The organism is Pantoea eucalypti, from assembly GCF_009646115.1.
Taxonomy (GTDB): Bacteria; Pseudomonadota; Gammaproteobacteria; order Enterobacterales; family Enterobacteriaceae; genus Pantoea; species Pantoea eucalypti.
On record NZ_CP045720.1, the window covers coordinates 81,870 to 107,268 of the forward strand.

At 52.7% G+C, this 25,399-nt stretch carries 17 protein-coding genes, 1 tRNA gene and 3 rRNA genes; 14 read left to right on the forward strand and 7 right to left on the reverse strand.

Annotated features, from left to right (window positions below):
* The first annotated feature begins 41 nt into the window (after positions 1 to 41).
* Positions 42 to 971, forward strand: a complete 930-nt coding sequence (gene rbsK, locus EE896_RS00370) for a ribokinase (RefSeq protein ID WP_003849475.1) — start codon at positions 42 to 44, stop codon at positions 969 to 971.
* Between the two features lie 13 nt (positions 972 to 984).
* A complete protein-coding gene (gene rbsR / locus EE896_RS00375; protein WP_003849474.1) occupies positions 985 to 1,968 on the forward strand; it encodes a ribose operon transcriptional repressor RbsR in 984 nt (327 codons plus the stop codon).
* On the opposite strand, the gene mdtD is transcribed toward rbsR, so the two are convergent.
* Positions 1,965 to 3,365 (reverse strand): multidrug transporter subunit MdtD, encoded by a 1,401-nt coding sequence (mdtD, locus tag EE896_RS00380; RefSeq protein ID WP_003849472.1) that lies wholly within the window; start codon positions 3,363 to 3,365, stop codon positions 1,965 to 1,967. The genes rbsR and mdtD overlap by 4 nt on opposite strands.
* Before the next feature lie 534 nt (positions 3,366 to 3,899).
* Between mdtD and EE896_RS00385 the strand changes: the two genes are divergently transcribed.
* From EE896_RS00385 to rrf, 4 genes are all read left to right on the forward strand, one after another.
* A 16S ribosomal RNA gene (locus EE896_RS00385) occupies positions 3,900 to 5,439 on the forward strand.
* 89 nt (positions 5,440 to 5,528) lie between these two features.
* Positions 5,529 to 5,603: transfer RNA gene (locus EE896_RS00390), tRNA-Glu, on the forward strand.
* A gap of 230 nt (positions 5,604 to 5,833) precedes the next feature.
* A 23S ribosomal RNA gene (locus EE896_RS00395) occupies positions 5,834 to 8,745 on the forward strand.
* A 93-nt stretch (positions 8,746 to 8,838) separates the two neighbouring features.
* Positions 8,839 to 8,954: ribosomal RNA gene (gene rrf / locus EE896_RS00400) — 5S ribosomal RNA — on the forward strand.
* The 16S, 23S and 5S rRNA genes sit together here with 1 tRNA gene alongside, the layout of an rRNA operon.
* Positions 8,955 to 9,039: 85 nt before the next feature.
* Here rrf and mobB read toward each other — a convergent pair.
* Entirely contained in the window at positions 9,040 to 9,546 is a 507-nt protein-coding gene (gene mobB / locus EE896_RS00405) for a molybdopterin-guanine dinucleotide biosynthesis protein MobB (RefSeq protein WP_008926976.1), read from the reverse strand.
* Position 9,547: 1 nt separating this feature from the next.
* Positions 9,548 to 10,114 (reverse strand): molybdenum cofactor guanylyltransferase MobA, encoded by a 567-nt coding sequence (gene mobA, locus EE896_RS00410; protein WP_003850725.1) that lies wholly within the window; start codon positions 10,112 to 10,114, stop codon positions 9,548 to 9,550.
* A 47-nt stretch (positions 10,115 to 10,161) separates the two neighbouring features.
* Between mobA and EE896_RS00415 the strand changes: the two genes are divergently transcribed.
* From EE896_RS00415 to spfP, 5 genes are all read left to right on the forward strand, one after another.
* The gene (locus EE896_RS00415) at positions 10,162 to 10,437 is read left to right on the forward strand and encodes a YihD family protein (protein WP_140916511.1); all 276 of its coding nucleotides are present in this window, start codon (positions 10,162 to 10,164) and stop codon (positions 10,435 to 10,437) included.
* 45 nt (positions 10,438 to 10,482) lie between these two features.
* The gene (locus tag EE896_RS00420) at positions 10,483 to 11,469 is read left to right on the forward strand and encodes a serine/threonine protein kinase (protein WP_140916512.1); all 987 of its coding nucleotides are present in this window, start codon (positions 10,483 to 10,485) and stop codon (positions 11,467 to 11,469) included.
* A gap of 26 nt (positions 11,470 to 11,495) precedes the next feature.
* The gene (gene dsbA, locus EE896_RS00425) at positions 11,496 to 12,125 is read left to right on the forward strand and encodes a thiol:disulfide interchange protein DsbA (RefSeq protein WP_003850731.1); all 630 of its coding nucleotides are present in this window, start codon (positions 11,496 to 11,498) and stop codon (positions 12,123 to 12,125) included.
* A gap of 377 nt (positions 12,126 to 12,502) precedes the next feature.
* Positions 12,503 to 15,289 (forward strand): DNA polymerase I, encoded by a 2,787-nt coding sequence (gene polA / locus EE896_RS00430; RefSeq protein ID WP_039660546.1) that lies wholly within the window; start codon positions 12,503 to 12,505, stop codon positions 15,287 to 15,289.
* Positions 15,290 to 15,573: 284 nt separating this feature from the next.
* Positions 15,574 to 15,621: a small protein SpfP gene (spfP, locus tag EE896_RS22930; RefSeq protein ID WP_071892919.1), complete on the forward strand. Its 48-nt coding sequence runs from the start codon at positions 15,574 to 15,576 to the stop codon at positions 15,619 to 15,621.
* Positions 15,622 to 15,706: 85 nt separating this feature from the next.
* Here spfP and yihA read toward each other — a convergent pair whose 3' ends face one another.
* Positions 15,707 to 16,342 carry a ribosome biogenesis GTP-binding protein YihA/YsxC gene (gene yihA, locus EE896_RS00435; protein WP_039660548.1) on the reverse strand — a complete coding sequence of 212 codons (636 nt, stop codon included), beginning with the start codon at positions 16,340 to 16,342 and terminating at the stop codon, positions 15,707 to 15,709.
* Positions 16,343 to 16,892: 550 nt separating this feature from the next.
* Here yihA and yihI point away from each other — a divergent pair.
* Both yihI and hemN read left to right on the forward strand, forming a co-directional pair.
* A complete protein-coding gene (yihI, locus tag EE896_RS00440; RefSeq protein WP_039660549.1) occupies positions 16,893 to 17,417 on the forward strand; it encodes a Der GTPase-activating protein YihI in 525 nt (174 codons plus the stop codon).
* 233 nt (positions 17,418 to 17,650) lie between these two features.
* Positions 17,651 to 19,024 carry an oxygen-independent coproporphyrinogen III oxidase gene (gene hemN / locus EE896_RS00445; protein WP_003850737.1) on the forward strand — a complete coding sequence of 458 codons (1,374 nt, stop codon included), beginning with the start codon at positions 17,651 to 17,653 and terminating at the stop codon, positions 19,022 to 19,024.
* A gap of 41 nt (positions 19,025 to 19,065) precedes the next feature.
* Here hemN and glnG read toward each other — a convergent pair whose 3' ends face one another.
* The 3 genes from glnG to glnA all read right to left on the reverse strand — a co-directional run bounded on the left by glnG (position 19,066) and on the right by glnA (position 23,080).
* Positions 19,066 to 20,475 (reverse strand): nitrogen regulation protein NR(I), encoded by a 1,410-nt coding sequence (gene glnG, locus EE896_RS00450; protein ID WP_008926972.1) that lies wholly within the window; start codon positions 20,473 to 20,475, stop codon positions 19,066 to 19,068.
* Positions 20,476 to 20,482: 7 nt separating this feature from the next.
* A complete protein-coding gene (gene glnL, locus EE896_RS00455; protein ID WP_008926971.1) occupies positions 20,483 to 21,532 on the reverse strand; it encodes a nitrogen regulation protein NR(II) in 1,050 nt (349 codons plus the stop codon).
* Positions 21,533 to 21,670: 138 nt separating this feature from the next.
* Positions 21,671 to 23,080, reverse strand: coding sequence for a glutamate--ammonia ligase (gene glnA, locus EE896_RS00460; RefSeq protein WP_003850740.1), 1,410 nt, complete (start codon positions 23,078 to 23,080; stop codon positions 21,671 to 21,673).
* A 438-nt stretch (positions 23,081 to 23,518) separates the two neighbouring features.
* On the opposite strand from glnA, the gene typA reads away from it, so the two are divergent.
* Positions 23,519 to 25,342, forward strand: coding sequence for a ribosome-dependent GTPase TypA (gene typA, locus EE896_RS00465; protein WP_003850742.1), 1,824 nt, complete (start codon positions 23,519 to 23,521; stop codon positions 25,340 to 25,342).
* The last annotated feature ends 57 nt before the right edge of the window (positions 25,343 to 25,399 follow it).

The window sequence follows — 25,399 nt, forward strand, 5'->3', positions numbered from 1 at the left end:
GCGCCACCCTCCCGGTGGCGCACTTATTCCGGACTCCCCTAATGAGCAAAAACGCAAAACTGGCCGTTCTTGGCAGCATCAACGCTGACCACATCCTTAATCTGGCGCATTTTCCTCGTCCCGGTGAAACGGTGATCGGGCAGAATTATCAGATTGCGTTTGGCGGTAAAGGTGCAAATCAGGCGGTAGCCGCTGGTCGTGCCGGTGCCGATATCGCATTTATCGCCTGTGTGGGCGCTGACGACATGGGTAAACGTATTCGTGATCAGCTTACGCAGGACAATATTGATACCACGCCAGTCGAGGTGGTCGAGGGCGAGTCGACCGGTGTGGCAATGATTTTCGTCAACGGTGACGGTGAGAACAACATTGGCATTTACTCTGGTGCAAATGCGGCGTTAACACCCGATTGTGTGGCGCGTCATCAGCATGTCATCGCCGATGCTGATGCACTATTAATGCAGCTGGAATCACCACTGGAAAGCGTACTGGCCGCTGCGACGCTTGCCCGGCAGCATCATACGCAGGTTATCCTCAATCCGGCTCCCGCTACCTCTCTTTCAGATGAACTGCTGGCATTAGTCGATATTATTACGCCGAATGAGACCGAAGCCGAGAGCCTGACCGGCATTGCAGTCAACAGCGATGAAGATGCGGCACGCGCTGCGGAAGTGCTGCATGCCAAAGGCATAGGCACGGTACTGATTACGCTTGGTCGCCGCGGCGTCTGGCTGAGCGAGCGGGGAGAAGGTCAGCGTATTGCAGGCTTCAGTGTTAAAGCTATCGACACCATCGCGGCGGGTGACACCTTTAACGGTGCCTTTATTACCGCGCGACTGGAGCAGAAGCCAATGTACGACGCGGTGCGATTTGCCCATGCCGCCGCCGCTATTGCCGTTACGCGACCGGGTGCACAGCCCTCCGTGCCGTGGCGCACGGAGATCGATGATTTTTTGCAGCAGCAGGGCTAAGCATTTGAGCACCATGAAAGATGTTGCTCGCCTGGCGGGCGTCTCTACCTCAACTGTCTCGCACGTGATCAATAACAATCGCTTTGTCAGTGATGGCGTGCGCGAAAAAGTTGAGCAGGCGATACGTCATCTCAACTATGCCCCTTCTGCGCTGGCACGCAGTCTGAAAATTAATCAGACCCACACCATCGGTATGCTGCTGACCACCAGTAGTAACCCCTTTTATGCCGAAGTGGTGCGCGGTGTGGAGGAGAGCTGCTATCAGCGTGGCTATAGCCTGATTCTCTGTAACACGGCGGGTGACGAGGAGCGAATGAATCGCAGCCTGGAAACGTTGATGCAGAAGCGTGTCGATGGTTTGCTGATGATGTGCACTGAAAGTCACCTGCCTTCGGCAGATATTCTGAACCGTTATCCTTCTATACCTACGGTGATGATGGACTGGGCACCCTTTGAAGGCCGCGGTGACATTATTCAGGATAACGCGCTGCTGGGCGGCGAACTGGCTACTCAGCATCTCATCGACTGCGGTTATACCCGTATAGCCTGTATCGCCGGTCCACAGGATAAAACCCCTGCGCGTATGCGCCTGGAAGGTTATCGCAACGCCATGACAAAGAGTGGCCTGGAGATTCTGCCCGGCTATGTGGTGAATGGTGATTTTGAATTTCAGGGGGGCTACAACGGGATGGTCGAACTGCTGGCGCTGGAAACGCCGCCAGAAGCCGTCTTTACCAGCAACGATGCAATGGCGGTTGGCGTTTATCACGCGCTCTATCAGGCCGGGATGCGGATTCCGCAGCAGATGGCGGTGATGGGATATGACGATATTGAACTGGCGCGTTATCTCACTCCACCACTGAGTACCATCCATCAGCCGAAAGATGCGCTGGGTGAACTGGCGATAGACACCTTAATTCATCGTCTCAGCGATCCCGACGCCAGTCAGCAAACGCTGGTGCTGACGCCGGAACTGGTGGTGCGGGGGTCGGTTTAGCGCTTTTTCTTCTTGTCACGATTGCTGATCAGATTACGTCCATCCCCGTTTTTCAGCAGCATAAAGGTCAGCGCCGAAAGTACGGTAACGATACCCATAGTCAGAAACGTGGCATGGAACTGTGAAATGGTGCTGGTTTCAAACTCCTGATAAAAGCGCAGCACCGCAGCGCTGACGGCCACACCAAAACTGATCGCTAATTGCTGCGTTACTGCCAGCACGCTATTTCCGCCGCTGGCGTTATCATCATTCAGGTCGGCCAGCGTAATGGTGTTCATGGCGGTGAATTGCGTAGACATCGCCATGCCGAGAATAAACAGTGGAAGCAATAGTACGAAGATACTTTCAGCGGGTGACTGCAGGGAGAAGCTGGCGATCAGGATGCCAATAATGGCGGTAATGCCGACCAGCAGACGGCGGTAGCCCAGCCAGCGCAGGAGTTGTGTCACGGTCGACTTCGCCAGAATCGAACCCAGGGCGGTTGGCGCCATCATGCAGCCTGCAATAATCGCGGAAAAGCCAAATCCAACCTGTAACATAAGCGGCATCAGAAAGGGCACACAGCCGGTGCCGAGACGAGAGGCAATGTTGCCGACGATGCCGACTGAGAAGGTCCGGGTTTTAAACATCGGCAGGTTGATCAGCGGTGAAGGGTGATTTCGGGCATGCACTATATAGAGGAGTAAAAGCACGATCCCGCTGAGTAATATCCCGCCGGCCAGCCAGGCAGAAACAATCCGCTCACCGAACAGCTCAATCCCAATCGAGATCATCACGAGTCCAGCCCCGAATAATATGAAGCCGAAAAAGTCGAAGCGGCGCTTAGGTGTGGTGAAGTCCGGCATATATTTGCGTGCGTAGATAATGCCGAGAATGCCAATCGGGATATTAATCAGGAAGATCCAGTGCCAGGTGGCGTAAGTGACGAGTACGCCACCCAGCATCGGGCCCAGTATCGGCCCGACTAAACCTGGCATGGTCACAAAGTTGAGTACCGGCAGCAGTTCACTGCGTGGATAGGCACGTAACAGTGCCAGTCGCGCGACCGGCATCATCATTGCGCCACCGACGCCCTGTACGATGCGCGACATGACCAGCACCGAAAGCGTCGGTGAGAGTGCACAAGCCAGTGAGCCAAGGGTGAACAGCGATACCGCCACAATAAACACTTTGCGCGTGCCGAAGCGATCGGCGAGCCAGCCGCTGACCGGAATCAGCATAGCGACAGTCAGGGTGTAACTGATGACGGCGGATTGCATGGCAAGGGGAGAACGGTCGAGGCTGGTGGCGATAGCGGGCAGGGCAGTGTTCAGTATGGTGGCGTCGAGTGACTGCATGAAAAAGGCCATAGCAGCTATCCATGGCAAACCAGCCATGCTGCGCGCGGATTTTATCATTGAGTGTCCTTCCTGGGGTTATCCTGCGAGAAGAAGCAAAATAATAGCACCCGCAATCGGCAACGGCAGGTCTCTTTACAACGTTTCGTTGCCACTTTTGTGCGTTATTCGGCCATGAAACGTCTCTTTTTAAGCCGTTCGTTTAAAAAAGAGGCGCTCAGTAAATTAATTCGAAGAAACACTTGTCAGCCTGAGGAAACTCCCTATAATGCGCCTCCATCGACACGGAACACCGGCAACGGGAAGCGGGTTGAGAGGCACAGGGGACTGCGCCGCCGGAGAAAAACTTCTGAAATAGAGGTTGACTCTGCAGGAGGAAAGCGTAATATACGCCACCTCGCGACAGGACGCTAACGCACTGTTCGCACTGCTCTTTAACAATTTATCAGACAATCTGTGTGGGCACTCGCAGGATTGATATCAGCGTCTTAGGACGCAAAAAAATATCAAAGCCTCACGAGTGAACACATAATGAAATTCATTATGACGTTTTACAGATGAGCACCGCTTAACTTGTTTAAGCAAATCAAACTTAAATTGAAGAGTTTGATCATGGCTCAGATTGAACGCTGGCGGCAGGCCTAACACATGCAAGTCGGACGGTAGCACAGAGAGCTTGCTCTTGGGTGACGAGTGGCGGACGGGTGAGTAATGTCTGGGGATCTGCCCGATAGAGGGGGATAACCACTGGAAACGGTGGCTAATACCGCATAACGTCGCAAGACCAAAGAGGGGGACCTTCGGGCCTCTCACTATCGGATGAACCCAGATGGGATTAGCTAGTAGGCGGGGTAATGGCCCACCTAGGCGACGATCCCTAGCTGGTCTGAGAGGATGACCAGCCACACTGGAACTGAGACACGGTCCAGACTCCTACGGGAGGCAGCAGTGGGGAATATTGCACAATGGGCGCAAGCCTGATGCAGCCATGCCGCGTGTATGAAGAAGGCCTTCGGGTTGTAAAGTACTTTCAGCGGGGAGGAAGGCGGTGAGGTTAATAACCTTACCGATTGACGTTACCCGCAGAAGAAGCACCGGCTAACTCCGTGCCAGCAGCCGCGGTAATACGGAGGGTGCAAGCGTTAATCGGAATTACTGGGCGTAAAGCGCACGCAGGCGGTCTGTTAAGTCAGATGTGAAATCCCCGGGCTTAACCTGGGAACTGCATTTGAAACTGGCAGGCTTGAGTCTTGTAGAGGGGGTAGAATTCCGGGTGTAGCGGTGAAATGCGTAGAGATCTGGAGGAATACCGGTGGCGAAGGCGGCCCCCTGGACAAAGACTGACGCTCAGGTGCGAAAGCGTGGGGAGCAAACAGGATTAGATACCCTGGTAGTCCACGCCGTAAACGATGTCGACTTGGAGGTTGTTCCCTTGAGGAGTGGCTTCCGGAGCTAACGCGTTAAGTCGACCGCCTGGGGAGTACGGCCGCAAGGTTAAAACTCAAATGAATTGACGGGGGCCCGCACAAGCGGTGGAGCATGTGGTTTAATTCGATGCAACGCGAAGAACCTTACCTACTCTTGACATCCACGGAATTCGGCAGAGATGCCTTAGTGCCTTCGGGAACCGTGAGACAGGTGCTGCATGGCTGTCGTCAGCTCGTGTTGTGAAATGTTGGGTTAAGTCCCGCAACGAGCGCAACCCTTATCCTTTGTTGCCAGCGAGTAATGTCGGGAACTCAAAGGAGACTGCCGGTGATAAACCGGAGGAAGGTGGGGATGACGTCAAGTCATCATGGCCCTCACGAGTAGGGCTACACACGTGCTACAATGGCGCATACAAAGAGAAGCGACCTCGCGAGAGCAAGCGGACCTCACAAAGTGCGTCGTAGTCCGGATCGGAGTCTGCAACTCGACTCCGTGAAGTCGGAATCGCTAGTAATCGTGGATCAGAATGCCACGGTGAATACGTTCCCGGGCCTTGTACACACCGCCCGTCACACCATGGGAGTGGGTTGCAAAAGAAGTAGGTAGCTTAACCTTCGGGAGGGCGCTTACCACTTTGTGATTCATGACTGGGGTGAAGTCGTAACAAGGTAACCGTAGGGGAACCTGCGGTTGGATCACCTCCTTACCTGAAGATACCTTCCCGCGCAGTGTCCACAACAGATTGTCTGATAAAAAGTAATGAGCAGGACGGCTGCGAAGTCGTGACACTATCGTGTCCCCTTCGTCTAGCGGTTAGGACTCCGCCCTTTCACGGCGGCAACAGGGGTTCGAATCCCCTAGGGGACGCCACCTGCTTGGTGACAGGTGAAAGGTGTCTCCATACAGTATCTCAAAACCGTTCTGGTTGCGTAAGCAGCCGTGGCGCGTTTGAGATATTTGCTCTTTAACAATCCGGAACAAGCTGAAAATTGAAACGACGTGTCGTTTTCATTCTCCGTAATAAGAATGAAAAGCGCGACACGTTCGAGTCTCTCAAATGCTTGCAGCTCGCAGCGTTGTAAAACGCCTGTGGGTTGTGAGGTTAAGCGACTAAGCGTACACGGTGGATGCCCAGGCAGTCAGAGGCGATGAAGGACGTGCTAATCTGCGTAAAGCGACGGTAAGGTGATATGAACCGCTACAGCCGTCGATGTCCGAATGGGGAAACCCGGTGCACTCTGTGCATCATTGCAGCATGAATACATAGTGCTGCAAGGCGAACCGGGGGAACTGAAACATCTAAGTACCCCGAGGAAAAGAAATCAACCGAGATTCCCCCAGTAGCGGCGAGCGAACGGGGAGCAGCCCAGAGCCTGAATCAGCATGTGTGTTAGTGGAAGCGTCTGGAAAGTCGCAGGGTACAGGGTGATACTCCCGTACACAAAAGCACATATGCTGTGAGCTCGATGAGTAAGGCGGGACACGTGGTATCCTGTCTGAATATGGGGGGACCATCCTCCAAGGCTAAATACTCCTGACTGACCGATAGTGAACCAGTACCGTGAGGGAAAGGCGAAAAGAACCCCGGCGAGGGGAGTGAAACAGAACCTGAAACCGTGTACGTACAAGCAGTGGGAGCCCTCTTTATGGGGGGTGACTGCGTACCTTTTGTATAATGGGTCAGCGACTTATATTCTGTAGCAAGGTTAACCGTATAGGGGAGCCGCAGGGAAACCGAGTCTTAACTGGGCGTTAAGTTGCAGGGTATAGACCCGAAACCCGGTGATCTAGCCATGGGCAGGTTGAAGGTTGGGTAACACTAACTGGAGGACCGAACCGACTAATGTTGAAAAATTAGCGGATGACCTGTGGCTGGGGGTGAAAGGCCAATCAAACCGGGAGATAGCTGGTTCTCCCCGAAAGCTATTTAGGTAGCGCCTCGTGAACTCATCTCCGGGGGTAGAGCACTGTTTCGGCTAGGGGGCCATCCCGGCTTACCAACCCGATGCAAACTGCGAATACCGGAGAATGTTATCACGGGAGACACACGGCGGGTGCTAACGTCCGTCGTGAAGAGGGAAACAACCCAGACCGCCAGCTAAGGTCCCAAAGTCATGGTTAAGTGGGAAACGATGTGGGAAGGCACAGACAGCCAGGATGTTGGCTTAGAAGCAGCCATCATTTAAAGAAAGCGTAATAGCTCACTGGTCGAGTCGGCCTGCGCGGAAGATGTAACGGGGCTAAACCATGCACCGAAGCTGCGGCAGCGACACTATGTGTTGTTGGGTAGGGGAGCGTTCTGTAAGCCGTCGAAGGTGTGCTGTGAGGCATGCTGGAGGTATCAGAAGTGCGAATGCTGACATAAGTAACGATAAAGCGGGTGAAAAGCCCGCTCGCCGGAAGACCAAGGGTTCCTGTTCAACGTTAATCGGAGCAGGGTGAGTCGACCCCTAAGGCGAGGCCGAAAGGCGTAGTCGATGGGAAACAGGTTAATATTCCTGTACTCGGTGTTACTGCGAAGGGGGGACGGAGAAGGCTATATCAGCCGGGCGACGGTTGTCCCGGTTTAAGCGTGTAGGCGGAGGGTCCAGGTAAATCCGGTCCCTTATTAACGCTGAGGCGTGACGACGAGGCACTACGGTGCTGAAGTGATAAAATGCCCAGCTTCCGTGAAAAAGCCTCTAAGCATCAGGTAACACAGAATCGTACCCCAAACCGACACAGGTGGTCAGGTAGAGAATACCAAGGCGCTTGAGAGAACTCGGGTGAAGGAACTAGGCAAAATGGTGCCGTAACTTCGGGAGAAGGCACGCTGGCGCGTAGGTGGAGGGACTTGCTCCCCGAGCCGAAGCCAGTCGAAGATACCAGCTGGCTGCAACTGTTTATTAAAAACACAGCACTGTGCAAACACGAAAGTGGACGTATACGGTGTGACGCCTGCCCGGTGCCGGAAGGTTAATTGATGGGGTTATCCGCAAGGAGAAGCTCTTGATCGAAGCCCCGGTAAACGGCGGCCGTAACTATAACGGTCCTAAGGTAGCGAAATTCCTTGTCGGGTAAGTTCCGACCTGCACGAATGGCGTAATGATGGCCAGGCTGTCTCCACCCCGAGACTCAGTGAAATTGAACTCGCTGTGAAGATGCAGTGTACCCGCGGCAAGACGGAAAGACCCCGTGAACCTTTACTACAGCTTGACACTGAACATTGAGCCTTGATGTGTAGGATAGGTGGGAGGCTTTGAAGCGCGGACGCCAGTTCGCGTGGAGCCAACCTTGAAATACCACCCTTTAATGTTTGATGTTCTAACGTAGGCCCGTGATCCGGGCTGCGGACAGTGTCTGGTGGGTAGTTTGACTGGGGCGGTCTCCTCCTAAAGAGTAACGGAGGAGCACGAAGGTCAGCTAATCACGGTCGGACATCGTGAGGTTAGTGCAATGGCATAAGCTGGCTTGACTGCGAGAGTGACGGCTCGAGCAGGTGCGAAAGCAGGTCATAGTGATCCGGTGGTTCTGAATGGAAGGGCCATCGCTCAACGGATAAAAGGTACTCCGGGGATAACAGGCTGATACCGCCCAAGAGTTCATATCGACGGCGGTGTTTGGCACCTCGATGTCGGCTCATCACATCCTGGGGCTGAAGTAGGTCCCAAGGGTACGGCTGTTCGCCGTTTAAAGTGGTACGCGAGCTGGGTTTAGAACGTCGTGAGACAGTTCGGTCCCTATCTCGCCGTGGGCGCTGGAGAATTGAGGGGGTTGCTCCTAGTACGAGAGGACCGGAGTGAACGCACCACTGGTGTTCGGGTTGTCATGCCAATGGCATTGCCCGGTAGCTAAGTGCGGAAAAGATAAGTGCTGAAAGCATCTAAGCACGAAACTTGCCCCGAGATGAGTTCTCCCTGACTCCTTGAGAGTCCTGAAGGGACGTTGAAGACTACGACGTTGATAGGCCGGGTGTGTAAGCGCAGCGATGCGTTGAGCTAACCGGTACTAATGACCCGTGAGGCTTAACCTTACAACGCCAGAGGCGTTTTTGAGAGACACGATTTTCAGCCTGTACCGGATATATCTGCGCGGCCTTAAGGGGCGGCGCGGAGAACAGAATCTGCCTGGCGGCTTTAGCGCGGTGGTCCCACCTGACCCCATGCCGAACTCAGAAGTGAAACGCCGTAGCGCCGATGGTAGTGTGGGGTCTCCCCATGCGAGAGTAGGGAACTGCCAGGCATTAAATAAGTGAAGAAGCCCCGCACGGAAGTGCGGGGCTTTTTTACGTCTGCAGATCGTGAAAAACACGCTGAATTTACCGGCTTCAGCACTTTCCCATCCAATCCACAATGAAATCTGCAACGCTATTTGGGCAATTTATATCCAGAACCGGCACGTGCAGGGCCAGTTTCTGGTCGCTGGCGACAGCGATCACATGCTCATCAAGCAGTTCATCAATTCCGCCCTTGATCCCTGCACGCCATAAAATAATTTTAGGTACGGATTCCTCTTTAAAGCCCTCAACCAGTACGATCTCCAGCGCAGAGTGATCCATACGGCTGAGCAGATAAGGCAGATCAATCGACGGCTTTTCCGGTGTTTCACACATCAATGCCCATCGCTCCGAACTGGCCACCATCACCTGATGGGCACCCGCTTTTCTGAGCAGATAGCTATCTTTACCTGGCGTATCCACATCCATCTGATGATGTGTGTGCTTAATCAGCCCGGCACGAATCCCTTTACTGCTGAGAATCGGTATCACCTGCTGTAACAGCGTCGTTTTACCGGTTCCACTCCAGCCCGCAATCGCAAGTAAGGGTAAGGACATATCAACCTCTCTCATTGAGATCATCGGGCGTATTAATATTGCGAAAGGCAGACTCATCGTCAGTCAGAAGTACTGCATGACCACCGTGATCGCGCAGGAAGTGCATAAGACGTCGTTCACCAGCCTGCAGATAGGCATAAAGAGGTGCAGCCATATCACGATGAATCAGAGCCAGTGTGGGGTGATCGCGCGACTGTGAGCGAACCCAGACGGCTGGCGCGTCTCCACGTTGCTCAACCAGTTTTTCCACGACGTTAAGCGGCACTGCAGGTGTATCACAGGAGCAAAAAGCGGCCCATTCACCGTCAATGGCGATCAACGCACTGTAGATACCGGCCAGTGGACCCGGATAATCATCAAAAACATCCTGAACAACCCGACACCCGCTTAACTGATAGCGATCAATATTGCGATTGGCATTAATCATGACAATGTCCACTTGTGGCCTGAGCCGTTCAAGCACATGCTGATAAAGTGGCCTGCCATTCAGGTGCACTAATCCTTTGTCCTGACCACCCATGCGGCGGCCCTGACCACCGGCCAGAATGACGCCGGTTAATATTGTCATGAGAGTGTCCTCGCTAATGACGCACTGTGAATACGGGAGAATCCTGAATGAAATGCCATCGTTTAAACGAGCTGATCGCGTTGCTGCAACCCGCCTGGCAAAAAGAACCTGACATTAATCTGGTCACATTTTTGCAGAAACTGGCTCAGGAATCTGGATTCCGTGGCCCGTTAAGTGAATTAACCGACGATGTATTAATTTACCATCTTAAAATGCGTGACTCTGCCAGCGATGATGAAATTCCCGGCCTTAAAAAAGACTATGAAGTTGATTTCAAAACAGCACTGCTCCGCGCACGGGGTGTCATTAAACAGGACGAGTAGTGTTATCCTTGGCAGTTAAATGTAAGGGTGACTACAGGTAACATGATGAGCGACGCTGCTTTTAACTTCCAGACCTTGAATCCCGATGTGCTGCTTGATGCGCTTTGGGAGACAGGAATTCGCGTCGAGTCGGGTCTGACAGCCCTGAACAGCTATGAGAACCGGGTTTATCAGTTCAGCGATGATGAAAAACGACGCTATGTAGCGAAGTTTTATCGTCCACAGCGCTGGCGTGCCGAACAGATTGCTGAAGAGCATCAGTATGCACTCGATCTGCTGGCTGACGAGGTGCCCATCGCAGCACCACTGCGGTTAAAGGGTGAAACACTGCACAGCCACGCTGGCTTCTTCTTTGCCGTCTTTCCCAGCCTGGGCGGACGACAATATGAGACAGACAATGAAGACCAGATGGAATGGGTAGGCCGCTTCCTGGGGCGCATTCATCAGACCGGGCGCAAAACGTTATTCGGCAATCGACCGACCATAGGCCTGGATGAATATCTGCATGAACCCCGTCAGGTTCTGGAACAATCACTCTTAGTGCCTGCATCACTTAAGGCCGCACTGCTGCAGGCGCTTGATAAGCTGGGCAATACGCTGCAGCAACGGTGGCACACTACGTGGCAGCCGCTACGATTACATGGCGACTGCCATCCGGGTAATATTCTGTGGCGTGACGGACCGCTGTTTGTCGATCTGGATGATGCCCGTAATGGCCCGGCAGTACAGGATCTGTGGATGCTGATTAGCGGCGATCGACAGGAACAGCGTATTCAGTGGGATATTCTGCTGGAGGCTTACAGTGAATTCAGTGATTTTGATATTAATGAATTGTCACTGATTGAGCCTTTACGCGCTATGCGCATGGTTTATTATCTGGCCTGGGTTGTCCGACGCTGGCAGGATCCCGCTTTTCCTCGCGCTTTCCCCTGGATAACAGATGAAGATTTCTGGCGCAGGCAAATTTCACTCTTTACCGAGCAGGAGAAGCTGTTGCAGGAACCTCCTCTGCAGCTGACACCGCAATATTAATGACGTAGTCAGGAGAATTTTTCACGATGAAAAAAATTTGGTTTGCTCTGATGGGTTTAGTGCTGGCATTCAGCGCGTCCGCTGCCCAGTTCACTGAAGGTAAACAATATGTCAGTCTGCCGAAACCCGTGGCCGGCGAACCTCAGGTGATGGAGTTCTTCTCCTTCTTCTGCCCGCACTGCTATCAGTTTGAACGTATTTATCACGTCAATGACGCGGTGAAAAAGAATCTGCCTGCTGACACTAAACTGGTGAAATACCACGTCGATTTCCTTGGTGGCGATCTGGGACCGGTTGTGACCCAGGCCTGGGCTGTGGCGATGGCGCTGGGCGTTGAAGATAAGGTGACAGTACCGATCTTTGATGGCATCCAGAAAACACAGACCATCACCGATCCTGCCAGTCTGAAAGAGACGTTTGTCAAAGCGGCCGGTATCTCCGCTGCTGACTATGATGCTGCATGGAACAGCTTCGCCGTAAAAGCGCTGGTTGCACAACAGCAGAAAGCGGCTGCGGATGTTGATCTGCGCGGTGTACCAGCGATGTTCGTTAATGGCAAATATATGGTGAACAACGGCGGCCTTGATACCAGCTCTATGGACAATTTCGTTGCTGACTACGCGAACGTGGTTAAATTCCTTGTAAGCCAGAAGTAACAGGCTTTGTCATCTCATTCAACGCCAGCTCAGCTGGCGTTTTTTTATGCTATTGAACAGAGACATAAATTTTGTCCATCTCCAGGGCATAAATTTAATATCCACACAAGGGATCACATAATTAAAATTGCCGATCGGGTCACGGAAATTAAATAAGTCTATGAAATAGATGGTTTTTATTTGAGGTTTAATCATTTAAGATCCTGAAAAACAGCGCGTTATAATTTTTACGCACAAAGTTATCCACAGAATGATCGTTGCGATCTTATCTCCAGAACCGTCAAAAACGCGACATATCCTACGCCTTAGTTCACCCTTTCTGCCAGGTTGTGGCATCCTTATAGACCAACCCATAGCAACGAAGACAACACAGACTTATGGCGCAAATAGCAGAAAATCCCCTCATTCTGGTTGATGGCTCATCCTATCTTTATCGCGCGTATCACGCGTTTCCGCCGCTGACCAATAGTGCAGGTGAACCCACTGGTGCCATGTACGGTGTGCTCAACATGCTGAAAAGCCTGCTGGCGCAATACAATCCGAGTCATGTTGCTGTGGTGTTTGATGCCAAAGGCAAAACGTTCCGGGACGAGCTGTTTGAACACTACAAGTCTCATCGTCCACCGATGCCTGATGACTTACGTGCGCAAATCGAGCCGTTGCATGAGATGGTACGGGCGATGGGGCTGCCGTTACTGGCGGTGAGCGGCGTTGAAGCTGATGATGTCATCGGTACGCTGGCGCTGGAAGCAGAGAAAAAAGGCCTCTCAGTGCTGATTAGCACCGGCGACAAAGATATGGCGCAACTGGTCACCCCAGCTATCACGCTGATAAATACCATGAGCAACACCATTCTGGGCCCCGAAGAGGTTGAGCAAAAATATGGTGTGCCGCCCGCCTTAATCATCGATTTTCTGGCCATGATGGGCGACAGCTCAGATAACATCCCAGGCGTGCCGGGTGTGGGTGAAAAAACCGCGCAGGCTCTGCTGCAGGGACTGGGCAGCATGCAGACGATCTATGACAATCTGGACAAGGTGGCCGATCTCGGCTTTCGGGGTGCCAAAACCATGGCGACCAAACTTGAGCAGAATCGTGATGTAGCGTTTCTTTCCTATCAGCTGGCGACCATCAAGACGGACGTTGAGCTGGCGCTGCCCTGTGAAGAGCTCAACGTTACTGAACCTGATGTCGAGGCACTGCAGACCCTGTTCAGTCGCTATGAGTTCAAACGCTGGCTGAGTGACCTGCAGGACGGTAAATGGCTGCAGGGCAAGAAGAACAATACTCAGGCGCAAAAAGCGTTGTCTGATGAGCCAGCTGTGGTCGTTGAAACCAGCAGCGTATTGCCGAGCGAAGGTTATGTCACAATCCTGGATCAGGAACACTTTGATAGCTGGCTGGAGAAGCTGAAAAACAGCGAAGTGTTTGCCTTTGATCTGGAGACCGACGCGCTGGATACCCTGAGCGCTAACATCGTGGGTATCAGCTTCGCAGTAGCGCCCGGTGAAGCCGCCTATCTGCCGGTTGCTCATGACTATCTTGATGCGCCTGATCAACTGGATCGTGCAGCCGTTCTGGCACAGCTCAAGCCTCTGCTTGAGGATGAAAACGCCTGGAAAGTGGGCCAGAACCTGAAATACGATCGTGGCGTACTGAAGAACTACGATATTGAACTGGCCGGTATCAAATTCGACACCATGCTTGAGTCCTATATTCTCAACAGCGTGGTGGGTAAACATGACATGGATAGCCTGGCCGCTCGCTGGCTTAACCATAAAACGGTCACCTTCCAGGAGATCGCCGGTAAAGGCAAAAATCAGCTGACGTTCAATCAAATCGCGTTAGAGCAGGCCGCTCATTATGCTGCCGAAGATGCCGATGTGACTCTGCAGTTGCATCTGAAGATGTGGCCAGAGCTGGAGAAAGAAGCGGGCCCGAAAAAAGTGTTCGAACAGATTGAGATGCCGTTACTGACCGTCATCTCCCGGATAGAACGCAATGGCGTGCTAATCGATCAATCGATCCTGGCGCAACACTCCAAAGAGCTGACTGCCCGACTGGCTGAGCTTGAGTTGAAAGCGCATGAGCTGGCGGGAGAGCCTTTTAACCTCTCATCCACTAAGCAGCTTCAGGTGATCCTGTTTGAAAAACAGGGCATTAAACCTACAAAGAAAACACCAGGCGGTGCGCCGTCAACCAGCGAAGAGGTGTTAGCTGAACTGGCACTCGACTATCCACTTCCAAAAGTGATCCTGGAGCATCGCGGTTTATCCAAACTTAAGTCGACTTATACGGATAAATTACCGCTGATGATTAATCCGATAAGCGGGCGCGTGCATACCTCTTATCATCAGGCTGTTACCGCTACCGGACGCTTATCTTCTGCCGATCCGAATCTGCAAAACATCCCGGTGCGTAATGACGAAGGACGCCGGATCCGCCAGGCATTTGTCGCGGCCAAAGGCCATCGCATTGTGGCGGCAGACTATTCACAAATTGAACTGCGTATCATGGCGCATCTCTCTCAGGATAAAGGATTGCTGGACGCGTTTGCCCAGGGCGAAGATATTCACCGTGCCACGGCATCCGAAGTGTTTGGTGTGGCGCTGGATAAGGTCAGCGGCGAACAGCGTCGCAGTGCCAAAGCGATCAACTTTGGTCTGATTTATGGTATGAGCGCCTTTGGCCTGTCGCGTCAGCTGAATATCGGTGCGGGCGAAGCGAAAAAGTATATGGATCTCTACTTTGAACGTTATCCGGGCGTACTGCGCTATATGGAGAACACCCGTCAGCTGGCGGCGAGTAACGGCTATGTTGAAACGCTGGAAGGTCGTCGGCTGTGGCTGCCAGATATTAAATCCAGCAACGCCATTCGCCGGAAAGCCGCAGAACGCGCCGCGATCAATGCGCCAATGCAGGGAACCGCAGCGGATATTATCAAGCGGGCAATGATTGCGGTGGATGAATGGCTTGAACAGCAAAACGACAATGCCGTCAGAATGATCATGCAGGTTCACGATGAACTGGTATTCGAAGTGAAAGCGGAGGCCGTTGAAGAGGCCAGCCAGAAAATCCGTGCGCTAATGGAAGGTAGCGTGCAGCTCGACGTGCCTTTACTGGTTGAAGTCGGAGTGGGTAATAACTGGGATGAAGCCCACTGATTCAGCGTCTGAGGCCGGTTCCGTAAAATGGAATTGGCCTGTCATCAGGCATAAGTAAATCGTTTAGTTAACGGGCTCAGCGCGGTCAATGCTGGTACTGAGATAAAGCGTTTTTCTAACTACTTATCGGCTAAACACTTTTTCCGTCATTTAACTACATTGCAACGTTGTTTTTGTGACGCACGTGGTAAAAAAAGCCTTGTTTGATGTAAGTAAGCAACAAAAAAGCCTTTGTCACGCACAGAAAATCAGGTAAAGTTCGTCGCGTAGGGTACAGAGGTAAGATGTTCTATCTTTCAGACCTTTTACTTCACGTAATCGGATTTGGCTGAATTTAGCCGCCCCAGTCATTCTGTGACTGGGGCGTTTTTTATTGGGCTTTTTGCACCGCCGGTTTCAGCGGCACAGGGCTGCCACTCACTCTTCCGCGTCCTGATCCACCTCTGCCGGTTCAAACGTTGTGAACCAGCTGTCCAGTTTCTGACGAACCTTATCTACGCCGATTTTCTTAAGCGATGAGAAAAGTTCTACCTGCACATCACCCACAAATTCGAGTGCAGCTTCACGCACAACATTAAGCTGTGCTTTACGCGCACCTGAGGCGAGCTTGTCTGCCTTGGTGAGGAGCAACAGCACCGGAATGCCGCTTTCAACGGACCAGTTAATCATCTGTCGATCGAGATCTTTCAGCGGATGACGGATATCCATCAGGATCACCAGGCCTTTCAGCGCCTGACGTTTTTGCAGGTATTCACCTAACGCACGCTGCCACTTCAGCTTCATCTCTTCCGGGACTTCGGCATAACCGTAACCGGGCAGGTCGACCAGACGCTTACCTTCTTTCACTTCAAACAGGTTAATCAGCTGCGTACGTCCCGGCGTTTTACTGGTACGCGCCAGACCCTTCTGATTGGTTAACGTATTCAGCGCACTCGATTTTCCCGCGTTCGAGCGGCCAGCAAAAGCCACTTCAATTCCGGTATCGGCAGGCAGATGGCGGATATCCGGCGCGCTCATGACAAAGTGGGTAACGTGATAATTCAATTCAGACAAGGTGACACTCCAGAAAACGCATTAAGGCAATGCGGCCGATTATACGCGTTATGGCGCGAAAGTGCTCAACCGCGTCTGATTAGTCAGATTTGTAAGAGATTTGCCATTACCACTGCGAGTTATTTCGCTTTTTACTTTAATTACTAAAAATAAAAAATCTTATTATTTAATATCTTATCTAGAATGGTTCTTTTTTTGAACTAACTATTTGTGGCGCTGACTTGAGGCTTTTACCAGATGGTCTACATTATTGTGCAGTGCACGGCAGCACCCATCAGGATGATGCGCTCAGGGATACCAGGAGGGTAGAGAGCGATGGAATGGAAATGAGTCAGGGATACGCTCAGACAGGGATAAGGAAAAGCTCAGGAGCTGAGCAGGCGCGGGATTGACCGGGATGTTACGAGCCGAAAAGGATTTAAAACATGATTCCTTCTTATGAAGGTATGAAATAAGGCGACAGCTTGAGCTGTCGCCTTTTTTCTTTGTCTGGTTTCTGCTAGATTTCGCCGCAATTGTATACTGAATAAAAAAGCCGGGACCGAATACTATGAAGCAACCTGCACGAGCTGTTCACGGCAAACCTGCCGCCAAAGCCAAACGCAAATCGCGTGATGATATCAACAACGAAGCACGCGATCGCAAACGTGATAAAAAGCATCGTGGACATGCTTCTGGCAGCCGTGCTAATCCAGCGGCGTCCGAAAGCAATGGCGGGAGTCAGGCTAATAACGTGAAAGATCCGCGCATCGGCAGTAAAAAGCCGGTGGCCCTGATCGCTGACGGAAAAACCGCAGCCGTTAAGCCAAAGAAAAGCGTGGAAAAACCTGCAGCTGAGAAAAAAGCACGCCTGACGCCAGAAGAAGAGCTGGCAAAGCTGGAAAATGATGAGCGTCTTGATGCGCTGCTGGATCGACTGGAAAATGGCGAAACCCTGTCGGCTGAAGATCAGGGCTGGCTGGATGCCTCGCTGGACCGTATTGACGAACTGATGGAGCAGTTAGGCATTGTGATGGATGATGCTGAAGATGAGCAGGCTGAAGAAGATATGTACCGTCTGCTGAAGGGCAACTAAGCAAATTTGATCGGCATGCGGTCTGCGCATGCCGCGCTTATCAGGTAAACGACAATGTTTTGGCCTGGATCAATTTTCGCGCTGCTGGCGACATGTTATCTGCTGTGGTTATTGTTTAAACTACGACGCCTGTCGCGGCTGAAGCAACGTTTACGTCGGGTCACAACCCGCTCACCTTTCATCTCCTCTTCTTCGCGACCTTCTCTCAGACGCCGTCACCGGAAGGAGTGAGCATGCCATCGCAGCAGATTGAGTGGGATCAGGCGTTAATTGAAAAGTACAATTACGCTGGTCCGCGTTATACCTCTTATCCCACCGCGCTGGAGTTCAGCGAGCAGTACGCGGAAACTGATTTCCAGCGTGCCGTCGCGCGTTATCCTGATCGTCCGCTGTCGCTCTATGTTCATATTCCCTTCTGCCATCGTCTCTGCTACTTCTGCGGCTGCAACAAGATCGTGACGCGTCAGCGCCACAAAGCGGACCGCTATCTGGACGTGCTTGAGCAGGAAATCATTCAGCGCGCGCCGCTGTTTCGCGAGCGTAAAGTCACGCAGCTTCACTGGGGCGGCGGCACGCCAACCTTTCTCGACAATACGCAGATTTCACGGTTGGTGGGTTTACTGAAGCAGCACTTCAGCGTGGCTGAGGACGCCGAAATGTCGATCGAGGTTGATCCGCGGGAAATTGAGCTGGATGTGATTGATCACCTGCGATCGCTGGGGTTCAATCGTCTGAGCATGGGCGTACAGGATTTTAATAAATCGGTGCAGGAACGGGTTAATCGGGTGCAGGATGAAGAGGTGATTTTCGGCCTGATGGCGCGCGCCCGTGAGCAGGGCTTCAGCTCTGTCAGCATCGATCTGATCTATGGCTTACCCCTGCAAACGCCCGCCAGCTTTGCCTGGACGCTGGAGCGGGTACTGGCACTGAGCCCGGACCGGCTTAGTGTATTTAACTATGCGCATCTGCCGTCAATGTTCGCGGCTCAGCGTAAAATTAAAGAGGATGAACTGCCCTCCGCGCAGCAAAAGCTGGATATCCTGCAACAGACCATTGTGACGCTGACTCAGCAGGGCTACCAGTTTATCGGGATGGATCACTTTGCAAAGCCGCAGGATGAGCTGGCCATCGCGCAGCGTGAAGGGCAGTTGCATCGCAATTTCCAGGGATACACGACGCAGGGCGACAGTGACTTACTGGGGCTTGGCGTCTCAGCCATCAGCATGACTGGCGACAGTTATGCGCAGAATCAGAAAGACCTCAACACCTGGTATGCATGTGTGGAACAGCAGGGAAATGGCCTGTGGCGCGGCATCGCCTTAACCGACGATGATTGCCTGCGGCGTGACGTGATTAAAACGCTGATTTGTAACTTCTCGCTGGATTTTGCCGCGACTGAAGCGCGATGGGGCATTCGCTTTAGCGACTATTTTGCTGAGGACATGGCGCTGCTGAAACCGTTAATTGCTGACGGGCTGGTGGTACAAACTGCTAAAGGGCTTGAGGTGACCGGCATTGGCCGGTTACTGATCCGCAATATCTGCATGTGCTTTGATCGCTATCTGCGTCAGAAAGTGCGTCAGCAGCAATTCTCCCGCGTTATCTGACGAAACGGGCTGGCATGACATGCCAGCCCGCACCGAAACGCTTATTCCATGCCAAGCTCTTTCAGCTTGCGTGTCAGCGTGTTTCGTCCCCAGCCCAGCAAACGAGCGGCTTCCTGTTTGTGGCCTTGCGTATGACGCAGCGCAGTGGTGAGCAGCGTTCGCTCCATCTCCGGTTGTGCTTCCGACAGCAGATTCTGATGACCGGAACGCAGTGCGCGGTCGGCCCACTGTGCCAGCAGCGTTGCCCAACTGTCAGGCAGCGACTGCACCGGATTTTCCGGGGTGCTGGACTCAAACAGTTCGCTGGGCAGATCCTGAATCAGCACTTCCTGACCCGCAGCCATGACCGTCAGCCAGCGACAGGTGTTTTCCAGCTGACGTACGTTACCGGACCAGTGCAGCCGGGTTAAGGCTGTTTCGGTTTCCGGGTGCAGAATCTTCGCTTCCACACCCAGCTCACGAGCCGCCACCTGCAGGAAATAACGCGCCAGACGTGGGATATCCTCACGACGCTCACGCAGCGGCGGCAGATGCACACGAATCACATTCAGGCGGTGGAACAGGTCCTCACGGAACTTGCCTTCCTGCACACGCAATTCCAGGTTCTGGTGGGTTGCCGCAATAATACGCACATCCACTTTGACGGGTGCATAACCACCGACGCGATAGAACTGACCATCGGCCAGCACGCGCAGCAGTCGGGTCTGCACATCCAGCGGCATATCACCGATCTCATCCAGAAACAGCGTGCCGCCATCCGCCTGCTCAAAACGGCCCTGACGGATCTGGTTCGCGCCGGTAAAGGCCCCTTTCTCGTGACCAAACAGCTCTGACTCAATCAAATCTTTGGGTATTGCAGCCATGTTCAGTGCGATAAAGGGCGCTTTGGTGCGTGGGCTGTGGCGATGTAGCGCATGGGCCACCAGCTCTTTACCGGTTCCGGACTCACCGTTAATCAGCACGCTTATCGAAGAGCGCGATAAGCGCCCGATGATACGAAACACATCCTGCATCGCAGGCGCTTCACCAATAATATCGGTAGTTGGTCCGCTGACCGGCTGATTACGTGGCTGCTGCTGTTCCTGGTAGTGGCTGATCGCTCGCTCTACCAGTGCAACGGCTTCGTCGATATCAAACGGCTTAGGCAGGTAATCAAATGCGCCCTGCTGATAGGCGCTGACGGCAGCATCCAGATCCGAATGCGCCGTCATTATGATGACCGGAAGCATGGGATGACGCTGTTTAATCTGCTTCAGTAGCGCCAGGCCATCCATACCGGGCATGCGAATGTCTGACAGTAAAACGTCCGGGGTCTTGGTTGAGAGGGCATCCAGCACCTCGCTTGCGCTGTCAAAAGTCGCGCAGCTCAAACCGGCTCCAGTGAGCGCGCGTTCAAGCACCCAGCGGATGGAGCTATCGTCATCGACGATCCAGACTATCCCTCGTTGCATAGAAACCTCACTGGCGAATAGGCAGGTAAACCGAAAATTCGGTGTGTCCCGGCCAACTGTTAAATTCTATTTTTCCTGAATGTTGATCAATCAGGCTACGGGCGATGGAGAGGCCTAAACCGGTTCCGCCTTCACGTCCGCTGACCATCGGATAAAACAGCGTATCCTGCAGCTGGGCCGGAATGCCGGGGCCATCATCTTCAATATCAATACGTGCTACCAGGCGATAACGCGTGCCGTGCAGCGTGAGCTGGAAAGCGGTGCGGGTGCGGATAATGATGGTGCCGCCATCGTCTCCCAGCGCCTGAAGCGCATTGCGCACCACGTTAAGCAGTACCTGTTCAATCTGATCGGGGTCGTGCGGCAGTTCCGGCAGGCTGGGGTCATAATCCCGTACCAGCGAGACATTCTCCGGCAGCTCCATCGAGACCAGATTAACTACGCGTTCAGCCACCTGATGAATGCTCTGCGTGATGTGCATACCCGGCTGCTGCGGCCCTAACAGACGATCCACCAGATTCCGCAACCGGTCGGCCTGTTCAATAATGACTTTGGTGTATTCGTTCAGCGAGGGATCGGGCAGGGCGCGGGATAAAAGCTGTGCCGCGCCGCGCAACCCTCCCAGCGGATTTTTAATCTCATGAGCCAGACCACGAACCAGATCGCGAGCGGCCACCTGCTGAGCGTGCTGTAACTGCTCCTGACTGAGCCGACGCTGATTATCCATCGGCGCCATTTCCATCAGAATTAAGCCATCGGGTAATCGCTGGGCGGTCAGCGACATAATGTGTGCGCGACCATCAACGACCAGCGTAACCTCACTGTCAGTGAATCCCTGGCCAGCCTCAAGACTCTCGCGCATCACCTCAATATTCAGCGAAAAGTAGCCGGTCAATTCCGGTAACGGCGTGCCGAACAGCTTGCGTGAGCTTTGCGCCAGTAATTGCTGCGCCGCCGGGTTGGCGTAATGGATAACCAGATCGTTATCCACCAACAAAATACTGTTGATTAAAGCATTGAGAATCTGCCCTGCATCGGGCAGAGAGCCAGTTGCCATAAAACGTACCTCTGCACCAATCAGGTGCATTTTAGTCTTAAAGCCGTAAGGAGGGCGAATGAACGGTAAATTCGCGGAGAAAAAAGCCCATCCGAAGATGGGCTAAAAGTTTCCACGGCAACAAAATCGTTTGACCAGTTAAACGCTGTAGTAAAGCTCGAACTCAACCGGGTGTGGCGTCATGCGAACGCGATCCATCTCTGCTTTACGCAGTTCGATGTAAGCATCGATCGATTCGTCAGTGAATACACCGCCGCGGGTCAGGAACTCGCGATCTTCGTTCAGTGAATTCAGCGCTTCTTCCAGAGAGCCCGCAACTTTTGGAATCTCAGCTTCTTCTTCCGGTGGCAGGTCATACAGGTTCTTGTCCATCGCATCACCAGGATGGATTTTGTTGATGATGCCATCCAGGCCAGCCATCAGCAGTGCGGTGAACGCCAGGTATGGGTTAGCCGCTGGGTCCGGGAAGCGCGCTTCGATACGACGGGCTTTCGGGCTGGCAACCACCGGAATACGGATTGAAGCTGAACGGTTACGGGCAGAGTAAGCCAGCATAACCGGTGCTTCATAACCCGGAACCAGACGCTTGTAAGAGTTCGTGGTCGGGTTCGCCAGTGCGTTAATTGCTTTAGCGTGCTTGATGATGCCGCCGATGTAGAACAGCGCCATTTCAGACAGGCCGCCGTACTTATCGCCGGCAAACAGGTTCTGGCCACCTTTAGAGAGTGACATATGGCAGTGCATGCCTGAACCGTTGTCGCCAAACATTGGCTTCGGCATAAAGGTCGCGGTTTTGCCGTAAGCATGAGCAACGTTATGGACGACATATTTGTAGATCTGAATTTCGTCAGCTTTTTTGGTCATGGTATTGAAGCGGGTAGCCACTTCGTTCTGACCCGCAGTCGCCACTTCGTGGTGATGCGCTTCAACAACCAGGCCCATCTGCTCCATGGTCAGACACATGGCAGAACGGATGTCCTGTGATGAGTCGACTGGTGGAACCGGGAAGTAGCCGCCTTTCAGACCTGGACGGTGACCTTTGTTACCGCCTTCGTACTCTTTACCGGTGTTCCATGCCGCTTCGATATCGTCGATAGCCACATGTGAACCGGAAGTCGATGAACCGAAACGGATGTCATCGAACAGGAAGAATTCTGGTTCTGGTCCAAACAGCACGGTATCCGCGATGCCGGAAGAGCGCAGGTAATCTTCAGCGCGTTTTGCGATAGAACGTGGATCGCGGTCGTAGCCCTGCATAGTGCCTGGCTCAAGGATGTCACAACGGATAATGAGCGTAGAATCTTCGAAGAAAGGATCCATGACTGCCGTGGTAGCGTCAGGCATCAGCACCATGTCTGATTCGTTAATGCCTTTCCAGCCGCCAATAGACGAACCATCGAACATTTTGCCTTCTTCGAAGAAGTCAGCGTTAACCTGGTGAGCAGGGATAGTAACGTGCTGTTCTTTACCTTTGGTATCGGTAAAACGCAGGTCAACAAACTTAACTTCATGCTCGTTCATCATCGAGAGAACGTGTTCAGCGGACATACTCAACTCTCCTGGAAATGGTCTTTCATTATCTACATGGCGAGGAAACGTCGTTTCCGGAATTCGCAGCGGGAAAACAACTCCCTGACTACCCGCTTCCGGCACGCTCTTCAACCGACATCTGACTGGCGATTACGCTTGATTTAGATAAAGCGAATTCTGTGCCAACTTTTCTGATGCTGCTTAAATCGCCTTGTGATGCACCTTTTTGTCATAAAGCACCTGCACCAGGATGGTCCTGGTGCACTAAAGTGGTGCTTTGTGACGATTTATTAGCACCATTTTGGTGCATAAGACCAACTTAGTGCATTTTCTGCACCGGGAACAGGGCAAATTTGCACCTATCTAATAAACTTTCAGTGAAAAGTGTGATGGTGTTCAGTCTTCCGCTTAATCAGTGTACAATAACGCGCTATTTCTAATGCCTGAGGCAAAGCTGTGATCGAAAATTTGCGTAACATCGCCATCATCGCGCACGTTGACCATGGAAAGACCACCCTGGTTGACAAACTGCTGCAACAATCCGGTACTTTTGATGCCCGTACCGAAGCAACAGAGCGCGTGATGGACTCCAATGATTTGGAGAAAGAGCGTGGGATTACCATCCTCGCAAAAAACACCGCCATTAAGTGGAATGACTACCGTATCAACATCGTTGATACCCCAGGACACGCCGACTTCGGTGGTGAAGTTGAGCGCGTCATGTCCATGGTGGACTCGGTGCTGCTGGTTGTAGATGCGATGGATGGCCCTATGCCGCAAACCCGCTTCGTGACCAAAAAAGCGTTCGCGCATGGTCTGAAGCCGATTGTGGTTATCAACAAAGTAGATCGCCCTGGTGCGCGTCCGGATTGGGTTGTGGATCAGGTATTTGACCTGTTCGTTAACCTGGATGCGACTGACGAGCAGCTCGACTTCCCTATCATTTTCGCCTCTGCGCTGAATGGTATCGCGGGTCTTGAGCACACCGACATGGCTGACGATATGACCCCGCTGTATCAGGCAATCGTTGACCACGTTGCGCCTCCGCAGGTTGAGGCTGATGCGCCACTGCAGATGCAGATCTCTCAGCTGGACTACAACAACTACCTGGGCGTGATCGGCATTGGCCGCATCAAGCGCGGTAAAGTTAAGCCGAACCAGCAAGTCACTATCGTTGATAGCGAAGGCAAAACCCGTAACGGTAAAGTCGGTAAAGTCCTGACTCACCTGGGTCTTGAGCGTATCGACAGCGATCTGGCTGAAGCGGGCGATATCATTGCTATCACCGGTCTGGGCGAGCTGAACATCTCTGACACCATCTGTGATCCACAGAATGTGCAGGCGCTGCCAGCACTGAGCGTTGATGAGCCAACCGTAACCATGTTCTTTAACGTCAACACCTCACCGTTCTGCGGTAAAGAAGGTAAGTACGTGACTTCACGTCAGATCCTTGAGCGTCTGAACAAAGAACTGGTTCACAACGTGGCTCTGCGCGTTGAAGAAACCGAAGATTCTGATGCGTTCCGCGTGTCAGGTCGTGGTGAGCTTCACCTGTCAGTTCTGATCGAAAACATGCGTCGTGAAGGTTTCGAACTGGCGGTATCCCGTCCGAAAGTTATCTTCCGCGAGATCGATGGCCGTAAACAAGAGCCATTCGAGAACGTTACGCTGGATATCGAAGAGACGCATCAGGGTTCCGTTATGCAAGCCATGGGTGAGCGTAAAGGCGATCTGAAAAACATGGATCCGGATGGCAAAGGCCGCGTACGTCTCGACTACGTGATTCCTAGCCGTGGCCTGATTGGCTTCCGTAACGAATTCATGACGATGACTTCCGGTACCGGTCTGCTCTACTCTACCTTCAGCCACTACGACGATATCCGTCCAGGCGAAGTGGGCCAGCGTCAGAACGGCGTTCTGATCTCTAACGGTCAGGGCAAAGCTGTAGCGTTCGCTCTGTTCGGTCTGCAGGATCGCGGTAAGCTGTTCCTGGGTCATGGTGCAGAAGTCTATGAAGGCCAGATCATCGGTATTCACAGCCGTTCTAACGACCTGACCGTAAACTGTCTGACCGGTAAGAAGCTGACCAACATGCGTGCTTCAGGTACTGATGAAGCAACGACACTGGTACCACCGCAGAAAATGACGCTGGAACAGGCGATCGAGTTCATCGATGATGACGAACTGGTCGAAGTGACTCCACTGTCAGTGCGTATCCGTAAGCGTCACCTGACTGAAAACGACCGTAAACGTGCTTCACGTGGTCCTAAAGACGCATAATTGCGCCTTTAAAGAATAAAAAGCCCCGCATGCGGGGCTTTTTTTTGCCTGAAATTC

Coding starts and splice junctions, on each gene's coding strand:
- rbsK (WP_003849475.1), top strand. CDS start 42: ATGAGCAAAAACGCAAAACTGGCCGTTCTTGGCAGCATCAACGCTGAC.
- rbsR (WP_003849474.1), top strand. CDS start 985: ATGAAAGATGTTGCTCGCCTGGCGGGCGTCTCTACCTCAACTGTCTCG.
- mdtD (WP_003849472.1), bottom strand. CDS start 3,365: ATGATAAAATCCGCGCGCAGCATGGCTGGTTTGCCATGGATAGCTGCT.
- mobB (WP_008926976.1), bottom strand. CDS start 9,546: ATGTCCTTACCCTTACTTGCGATTGCGGGCTGGAGTGGAACCGGTAAA.
- mobA (WP_003850725.1), bottom strand. CDS start 10,114: ATGACAATATTAACCGGCGTCATTCTGGCCGGTGGTCAGGGCCGCCGC.
- EE896_RS00415 (WP_140916511.1), top strand. CDS start 10,162: ATGAAATGCCATCGTTTAAACGAGCTGATCGCGTTGCTGCAACCCGCC.
- EE896_RS00420 (WP_140916512.1), top strand. CDS start 10,483: ATGAGCGACGCTGCTTTTAACTTCCAGACCTTGAATCCCGATGTGCTG.
- dsbA (WP_003850731.1), top strand. CDS start 11,496: ATGAAAAAAATTTGGTTTGCTCTGATGGGTTTAGTGCTGGCATTCAGC.
- polA (WP_039660546.1), top strand. CDS start 12,503: ATGGCGCAAATAGCAGAAAATCCCCTCATTCTGGTTGATGGCTCATCC.
- yihI (WP_039660549.1), top strand. CDS start 16,893: ATGAAGCAACCTGCACGAGCTGTTCACGGCAAACCTGCCGCCAAAGCC.
- hemN (WP_003850737.1), top strand. CDS start 17,651: ATGCCATCGCAGCAGATTGAGTGGGATCAGGCGTTAATTGAAAAGTAC.
- glnG (WP_008926972.1), bottom strand. CDS start 20,475: ATGCAACGAGGGATAGTCTGGATCGTCGATGACGATAGCTCCATCCGC.
- glnL (WP_008926971.1), bottom strand. CDS start 21,532: ATGGCAACTGGCTCTCTGCCCGATGCAGGGCAGATTCTCAATGCTTTA.
- glnA (WP_003850740.1), bottom strand. CDS start 23,080: ATGTCCGCTGAACACGTTCTCTCGATGATGAACGAGCATGAAGTTAAG.